The organism is Saccharothrix texasensis (assembly GCF_003752005.1).
Lineage (GTDB): Bacteria > Actinomycetota > Actinomycetes > Mycobacteriales > Pseudonocardiaceae > Actinosynnema > Actinosynnema texasense.
In genome coordinates, this window is sequence record NZ_RJKM01000001.1 from 1,648,680 (window position 1) to 1,655,979 (window position 7,300).

General features: G+C 75.6%; 7 protein-coding genes. All 7 read left to right on the forward strand.

Going from position 1 to position 7,300, the window contains the following annotated elements:
- The first annotated feature begins 24 nt into the window (after positions 1-24).
- The 7 genes from EDD40_RS06095 to EDD40_RS06125 all read left to right on the forward strand — a co-directional run bounded on the left by EDD40_RS06095 (position 25) and on the right by EDD40_RS06125 (position 7,275).
- A complete protein-coding gene (locus EDD40_RS06095; RefSeq protein ID WP_123742014.1) occupies positions 25-465 on the forward strand; it encodes a cobalamin B12-binding domain-containing protein in 441 nt (146 codons plus the stop codon).
- Positions 462-1,748 (forward strand): methylaspartate mutase, encoded by a 1,287-nt coding sequence (locus tag EDD40_RS06100; RefSeq protein ID WP_123742015.1) that lies wholly within the window; start codon positions 462-464, stop codon positions 1,746-1,748. Before EDD40_RS06095 ends, EDD40_RS06100 begins: the two co-directional genes overlap by 4 nt.
- 53 nt (positions 1,749-1,801) lie before the next feature.
- Positions 1,802-2,827, forward strand: coding sequence for an asparagine synthetase A (locus EDD40_RS06105; protein WP_123742016.1), 1,026 nt, complete (start codon positions 1,802-1,804; stop codon positions 2,825-2,827).
- Positions 2,824-4,116: a glutamate synthase-related protein gene (locus EDD40_RS06110; RefSeq protein ID WP_123742017.1), complete on the forward strand. Its 1,293-nt coding sequence runs from the start codon at positions 2,824-2,826 to the stop codon at positions 4,114-4,116. Before EDD40_RS06105 ends, EDD40_RS06110 begins: the two co-directional genes overlap by 4 nt.
- Positions 4,117-4,210: 94 nt before the next feature.
- Entirely contained in the window at positions 4,211-5,428 is a 1,218-nt protein-coding gene (locus EDD40_RS06115) for an MFS transporter (protein ID WP_170184971.1), read from the forward strand.
- Positions 5,421-6,827 carry an amidase family protein gene (locus EDD40_RS06120; RefSeq protein ID WP_123742019.1) on the forward strand — a complete coding sequence of 469 codons (1,407 nt, stop codon included), beginning with the start codon at positions 5,421-5,423 and terminating at the stop codon, positions 6,825-6,827. The genes EDD40_RS06115 and EDD40_RS06120 overlap by 8 nt, the downstream gene beginning before the upstream one ends.
- 241 nt (positions 6,828-7,068) lie before the next feature.
- Complete coding sequence (locus tag EDD40_RS06125; RefSeq protein ID WP_123742020.1) at positions 7,069-7,275, forward strand: MbtH family protein; 207 nt, start codon at positions 7,069-7,071, stop codon at positions 7,273-7,275.
- Positions 7,276-7,300: the final 25 nt, after the last annotated feature.

Below are 7,300 nucleotides of genomic sequence, written 5' to 3' on the forward strand. Positions count from 1 at the left end.
CCAACCTGCGACCGAGGGAGTGCCATGGACCTGGTGGAGAACGACGCCGGACTCGACATCGTGGTGACGAGCCTCGCGTCCGACGCCCACACCTGGAACCTCGTGTTCCTCCAGCTCGTGCTCGAGGAACTGGGCCACCGCGTGGTGAACCTCGGCGCGTGCGTCCCGGACGACCTGCTCGTGTCCGAGTGCGCCCGCCGCTCACCCGACCTCGTCGTGGTGAGCAGCGTGAACGGGCACGGCTTCCACGAGGCGAAGCGGGTGATCGCCAAGCTGCGCGCCGAACCCGGCCTGAGCGCGACGCCCGTGGTCGTCGGCGGCAAGCTCGGCATCGACGGCCCGGGCGGCCGGGACCGCGCAGCCACCCTCACCGCGGCCGGGTACGACGCGGTGTTCGAGGACGCCGGGAGCATCGCCGCCTTCCGGGCGTTCCTCGACCGGTTGCCGGTGGGAGTGCGGTCATGAGCTCGTTCGGCGAGTTCGTGGCACGGGCCGCCGCGTCGGGCGAGCTGGTCGTCCAGCCGCGCATGGGCATCGGCGACCCGGCGGGCATGCGCGCCGGGCTGGCGGCGGTGCGCGCGGCCGGGGTGCGGGCGGTCGGCACGATCACGCTCGACAGCTACACGCGGGTCGGCGACCACGGCGCGGTGCGCGCCGCGCTCGCCGCGGGCGACGCCCTCAACGGCTACCCGATCGTCGCCTACCCGCCGTCGACCACGCGGGACGTGCTGCGCGGCCTGGCCGGCGACGGGTTCCCGGTACAGGTGCGGCACGGTTCGGCCCGACCGCAGGACATCGTGGTGGCGCTGCTCGACGCCGGGCTGCACGCCACCGAGGGCGGTCCCCTGTCGTACTGCCTGCCCTACAGCCGGGTGCCGGTGGCCGAGGCGGTGCGCGCGTGGGCCGAGTCGTGCCTGCTGCTGGCCGGGCTGCGGGACCGGGGCGGCCGACCGCACCTGGAGTCGTTCGGCGGCTGCATGATGGGCCAGCTGTGCCCGCCGGGGCTGCTGGTGGCGATCAGCGTGCTGGAGGGCCTGTTCTTCCGCCAGCACGGCCTGGACAGCGTGTCGTTGAGCTACGCCCAGCAGACCCACCCGGGGCAGGACGCCGAGGCGGTGCTGGCGCTGCGCGCCCTCGCCGCCGAGCACCTGTCCGATGTGGACTGGCACGTCGTGCTCTACACCTACATGGGCGTCTTCCCCCGCACCCGGCGCGGCGCGTCGGCGTTGCTCGAACAGGCCGCCGAGCTGGCCGTGCGCACCGGCGCGGAACGCCTGATCGTCAAGACCACGGCCGAGGCGCACCGCATCCCGACCGTCGAGGAGAACGTGGCGGCGCTGCGCACCGCGAGCCGCGCGGCGGCCCGGACCCCGCGCGGCGGACCGGCCGGCACCGTCGCGCTCGACGACAGCGGCGTCCTCGCCGAGGCCCGCGCGATCGTGGAGGCGGTGCTGGACCTGGCGCCGGACCTCGGCGTCGCGCTGGTCCGCGCGGTCGAGCGCGGCTACCTCGACGTGCCGTACTGCCTGCACCCGGACAACGCCGGGCGCACCAGGGCCGTGGTCGACCGGACCGGGCGGCTGCGCTGGTCGCGCACCGGCTCGCTGCCGCTGACCGGGGTCGTGGAGACCGGGGTGACCGCCGAGATCACCTCGACCGAGCTGCTGCGTTCGCTGTCGCACGTCGAGCGGACGTTCGACGACCTGGCCCTGGACCGGGTCGGCGCACACCCGATCGGCTCCGGCTGATCACCGTGCCCGGCCGCACCGCCTGCCCCACCCACCGAAGGAGCGAGAGCGACATGGACACCACGAGCGCCGCCGACGCGGCGACCCCGCGCCCGGCGACCCCGTTGCCCGGGAGCCCGCGCGAGCACCTGTCCTCACCCGTGACCCGCGCGGTCCTGCGGTTGCAGCACACCGTGCTGGACGCGGCCAGGGAGCACCTGGGCGGCGCGGGCTTCACCGAGCTGCTGCCGCCGATCATCGGCCCGGTCACCGACCCGGGCGCGCGCGGCGCGAAGCAGGTCGACGTCGACTACTACGGCCACCGGTACAAGCTGATGACCAGCGCGATCCTGTACAAGCAGGCGTCGCTGACGGCGTTCGACCGGATCTTCTGCATCGCGCCGAACGTGCGGCTGGAACCGTTGGAGACCAGCTCGACGAGCCGGCACCTGGCCGAGTTCCACCAGATCGACGTGGAGATCGCCGGCGCGTCCCGCGACGACGCGATGGCGGTGGCCGAGGGGGTGGTCGCGCACGTCGTGCGGCGCGTCGTGGAGCGGTCGGCCGGGGAGCTGGAGGTCCTCGGCCGCGACCCCGACGCGTTCGCCGACCTGCTGTCGGGCACGCCGTTCGAACGGCGCACGCACACCGCCGCCGTCGCCGACCTGCACGGCCTCGGGCACGACCAGAACCCCGACGCCGAGATCGACTGGGTGGGCGAGGCGGTGCTGTCGGCGAAGTCCAGCAGGCCGTTCTTCCTCACCGACTACCCGAAGGGCTCGCGCGGGTTCTACGACAAGGAGAACCCGGCGCGGGCGGGACGGCTGCTGAACTTCGACCTGCTCGCGCCGGAGGGGTACGGGGAGCTGTGCAGCGGCAGCGAGCGCGAGCACGAGTACGGCACGATCATCGCGCGGATGCGGGAGACCGGCGAGAACCCCGCCAAGTACGGCTGGTACCTGAAGATGGTGCGCGAGGGCATCCCCGGCAGCGCGGGCTTCGGCATCGGCCTGGAGCGGCTGACCCGGTACATCGCGGGCCTGGAGTCGGTGTGGCAGGCCAGCGCGTACCCGAAGGTCCCCGGGGTGGTGTCGCCGTGAGCGGGTTGCGGGCGGGGACGTTCCCCGAGGCGGCCGTGCGGGAACGGGCCCGGGTCGGCGCGGGCGCGGCGTTCCCGGCGTTGGAGGACTACGGGCGGGCGCTGTTCGGCGCGCCCGACGCGGGCTCGTCGGGCGGGCCTCCGGGTGACGAGCTGGACGCGGCGCGGCTCGTGCCGCCGGTGTTCGTGCCCGAGCGGTTGGAGAAGCTGATCGACCTGGCCCGGGAGCCGCTGCACGGCGACGTGGACCTGGGCGCGGAGGTCGGCGGCTTCACCTCGCCGCTGCCGGTGTACCTGTCGGCGTTCGGGTCGACCCAGGTGGCGAGCGCGGACCTGGGGCGGGCGGCCGGTGCGCAGGCCGGCGCGCTGGGCGTGCCGATGGTGATCGGCGAGAACGTCGTGCCCGTCAACGGGTACGGGCGGCTCGCCGGTGGCGGCGGGCGCTCCCTGCTGGGGCGGATCTCGGCGTACGCGGAGGCCGTGCCGGACGGGGTGGGCGGCGTGGTCGTGCAGCAGAGCACGGAGGACGCGGACGCCGAGGTGTGGAACCTGGTCTACAGCGACCCGTCGGCGCGGCCGCTGCTGGACTCCGGCCGGCTCGGGTTCGAGCTGAAGGTGGGACAGGGCGCGAAACCCGGGCTGGGCGGGCTGACCGTGGTGAGCTCGGCGGACGGCGACCGGTTGTCGGAGCAGTTCGCGGTGGAGCCCGTGTTCGGCGCGGAGTCGGGTCGGGTGCTGCGGTGCGCGAGCCCCGGCACGTTCACCGAGGAGATCCTGCGCCAGCAGATCCGGTTGATGCGCAACAACTTCCCGCGTGCCCGGGTGTGGGTGAAGCTGCCACCCGGACGTGACGTGGCGGTCGCGGCGGCGGTGGCGTGGGAGGCGGGCGCGGACGCGGTGACGGTGGACGGCGCGGAGGGCGGCAGCGGGTGGGCGCCCACGTCGTTCCTGGCGGGCGTCGGGCTGCCGTTGGCCGAGTGCTTGCGGCGCATCGCCGGGCCGACGGGATGCCTGCTGGCGTCGGGGCGGGTGTGGGAGGGGTTGCGGGCGGCGAAGTGCCTGGCCGCCGGCGCGCGGGCGGTGGGGCTGGGCCGGGCGGCGTTGATCGCGGTGGACGAGGACCCGGAGGCCGGGCTCACCCGCCTGGTGGAATGCCTGGCGCTGGAGCTGCGGCTGCTGATCAGCGCACTGGGCAAGTACCGGGCCGGCGCGCTGACGCCGGACGACCTGTGGTCGCCGACGGGCTGGACCGTCCCGGCCCGCACCCCAGCCGGGACGGTGACCCGGTGACCCCCAGCGGCCCTGCCCGGCGCGGCGGGCCGCCGACCACCGGCCTCGTCCACCCGGCCGACCACGCGGGGCGCACGGCCGCGGCGGTGGCGTGGTGACCGCTCCCGCGCGGACCCGACGCGGCCCGCTCTCGGCTGCCTACCTGGCCTTCGTGTCCGCCACCGGGTTGTCCTCGCTCGGCGACGCGGCGTGGGTGCTGGCGCTCACCACGACCCTCGTCGGCGTCTCCAGCGCGACCACCGCCGGACTGCTGATCGCGCTGGCCGGCGTGCCGCGCGTGGTCGCGCTGCTCGGTGGCGGGGTGGCCGCCGACCGGTACGGGCCGGTGCGGGTGATGGTGTGGGCCGACCTGGCGCGCTGCGCGGTGATGGTGGTGGCCGCCGGTCTGGTGCTGGCGGTCGAGCCGACCGCCGCCCTGCTGGCCGTCGTGGCCGCGGTCCTGACCGTGCTCGGCGCGTTCTTCGTCCCGGCGTCGGGCGCGCTGCGGCCGTTGCTGCTCCCGGAAGAGCACCTGGTGCGCGGCAACGCGCTCTACCTCATCGGGCTGCGCACCGGGCAGGCCGCGGGTGGGCCGGTCGGCGCGGCGCTGCTGGGTCTGGGCGGGGTGGCGGCGGTGGCGGCGGCGAACGCCGCCGGCTTCCTGGTGTCCGCGGCGGCCGTGGCCCGCAGCCGACCGGACGGCGCCGTCACCCGGCACGACCGCGTAGCCGTGCGCACGCGGGTCGCCGAAGGGCTGCGGCACGTCGCCGGCGACCCGGCGCTGCGGACCCTCGTGCTGGTGGTCGGCTTGGTGGAGCTGGCCGCGGCGGGTCCGGTGAACATCGGGCTCGTGCTGCTGGCCCACTCGATCGGCGCGGGCGTGGCGGGCGCGGGCTTGCTGCTCACCGCGTTCACGGTCGGCGCGACGCTGGCCTTCCTGCTCACCCTGGTGCGCCCGGTGGGCCGCCGCGCCGGGCCGGTGCTGGTGCTGGGCGTGTGCGCGCAGGCCGTGGTGCTGGGCGCGTTGGGCGTGCTGGGCACCCTGCCGGCGCTGCTCGGCGGCTACGGCGTGCTCGGCCTGGTCACCGCGCTGTCCGGGGTCGTGCTGACCTCGCTGGTCCAGCGCCGCACGCCCGCGCCGGTGCGCGGCCGGGTCATGTCGATCATGGCGCTGGTCGTGTTCGGCGCGCCCCTGCTGGGCAACGCCGTCATCGGCGCCTCCATCGACCTGTTCGGCCTGCCCACGACGATGGCGCTGCACGCGCTGTCGGCCGTCGTGGCGGTGTGCGTGTACGCGTCCTCGCCCGTCCTGAGGGGAGCCCGCCTTGACTGAGACGACCGCGGCGGAGTGGCCGTCGCTGACCGACCTGCGCGCCCGCCTGACGGGCCGCGAGCTGACCGCGGACGGCCTGCTGTCGGCGTGCCTCGACCGGATCTCGGACGTCGACCCGCTCGTGCGGGCGGTCCTGGCGCTCGACCCGACGGCCCGCGCGCAGGCCGCGGAGAGCGACTCGCGGATCGCCGCCGGCCGGGCCCGCCCGTTGGAGGGCGTGCCGGTGCTGGTGAAGGACAACATCGACACGGCGGGCCTGGCGAGCACCGCCGGGTCGCGGCTGCTGGCCGGCACGCCGCCGAGCGCGGACGCCGACGTGGTGATCCGCCTGCGTCGCGCCGGCGCCGTGGTGGTGGGCAAGACGAACCTGTCGGAGTGGGGCAACTTCCGCTCCACCGGCGGGGTCGAGGGCTGGTCGGCGGTCGGCGGGCAGACCCGCAACCCGCACGCCCTCGACCACAGCCCCGGAGGGTCGTCGTCGGGCTCGGCGGTGGCGGTCGCGACGGGCATGGTCCCGCTCGCGCTCGGCACGGAGACCGACGGGTCGATCGTCGTGCCCGCCGCGCTCAACGGGGTCGTCGGCGTGAAACCGGCCCTCGGGCTGCTGCCGGGGCGCGGGATCGTGCCGGTGTCCCGGGTGCAGGACACCGCGGGGGTGCTCGCGCCGAGCGTCGTCGACGCGGCCACGTGCCTGGCGGCGTTGACCGGCGGTCCGGCGGTGCGCCCCATCCCGGCGCGCGGCCTGCGGATCGGCCTGTGGCACGGGCGGCGGATGAACGACGCGGTGCTGACCGGAGTGGCGCGCGTGGCGGAGAGGTTGCGCGCGGCGGGCGTCGTCGTGGTGCCGGTCGAACTGCCCTGGGACGCGCCGCCGCTCATCGCCGGGATGGACGCGCTGCTCGCGGAGTTCCGGATCGGCCTGGACGGCTACCTGGCCGCGCGCGGCGGGCCGGTGACCTCGCTGGCCGAGCTGGTGGAGGGCAACCGGAAGGACGCCGTCGAGCTGAGCCTGTTCGGCCAGGACGTGCTGGAGCGGGCCGCCGAGGTCACCGAGGAGCAGCTCGCCGGGGCGTCCGCGAAACGGGCGCAGGCGCGGTGGTGGGCGCGTGACGCCATCGCCGCGGTGCTGGCGGACCACGCGCTGGCCGGCATCGTCGCGCCGACGAGCGAACCGGCGTGGCGGCTCTCGCCCGAGGGCGACCCGCTGACCCGCAACACCTCCACGATCCCGGCGATGGCGGGCATGCCGAACGTGACGGTGCCGACGGGCTTGCTCGACCACCTGCCGTTCGGCATGTCGGTGTTCGGGCCGCGCGACACGTTCGAGGCGCTCACCCTCGCGGCCGCGGTGGAGGCGGTGTGCGGGGACCGACGGGCGCCCCGCTTGTCGGAGGCGTAGCGCACGAGCACCGGGGACGGGGCCGGCACGACGGGGAAACCTCCCGATCGTGCCGGCCCCGTCGTCGTCCACGGGCACGGGCACCGGGCTGGGGCACAGGTCTCGGCCCGCAGCAGGGGCAGGGATTCCGGGCTGGGAGCTGCCGCCTATCTGCCGCCCGCACTGCCGGAATCGCGACCCCGCCGCCCCTAGCGTTGCCCTTGCAGCGAAACCGTTGTCCCGCAACGACAAGGAGCATCCGATGACGAACCCCTTCGACCGCCAGGACGGCGAGTTCCTCGTGCTGGTCAACGACGAGGGCCAGCACTCGCTGTGGCCCGGCGACATCGCGGTCCCGGCCGGGTGGGACGTCACCCACGGCCCGGACACCCGCGCCGCCTGCCTGGAGCACATCGAGACCACCTGGACCGACCTGCGCCCGGCGAGCCTCGCCGCCCTGCGCGGCTGACGACACCCGCCCACGACACGCGACG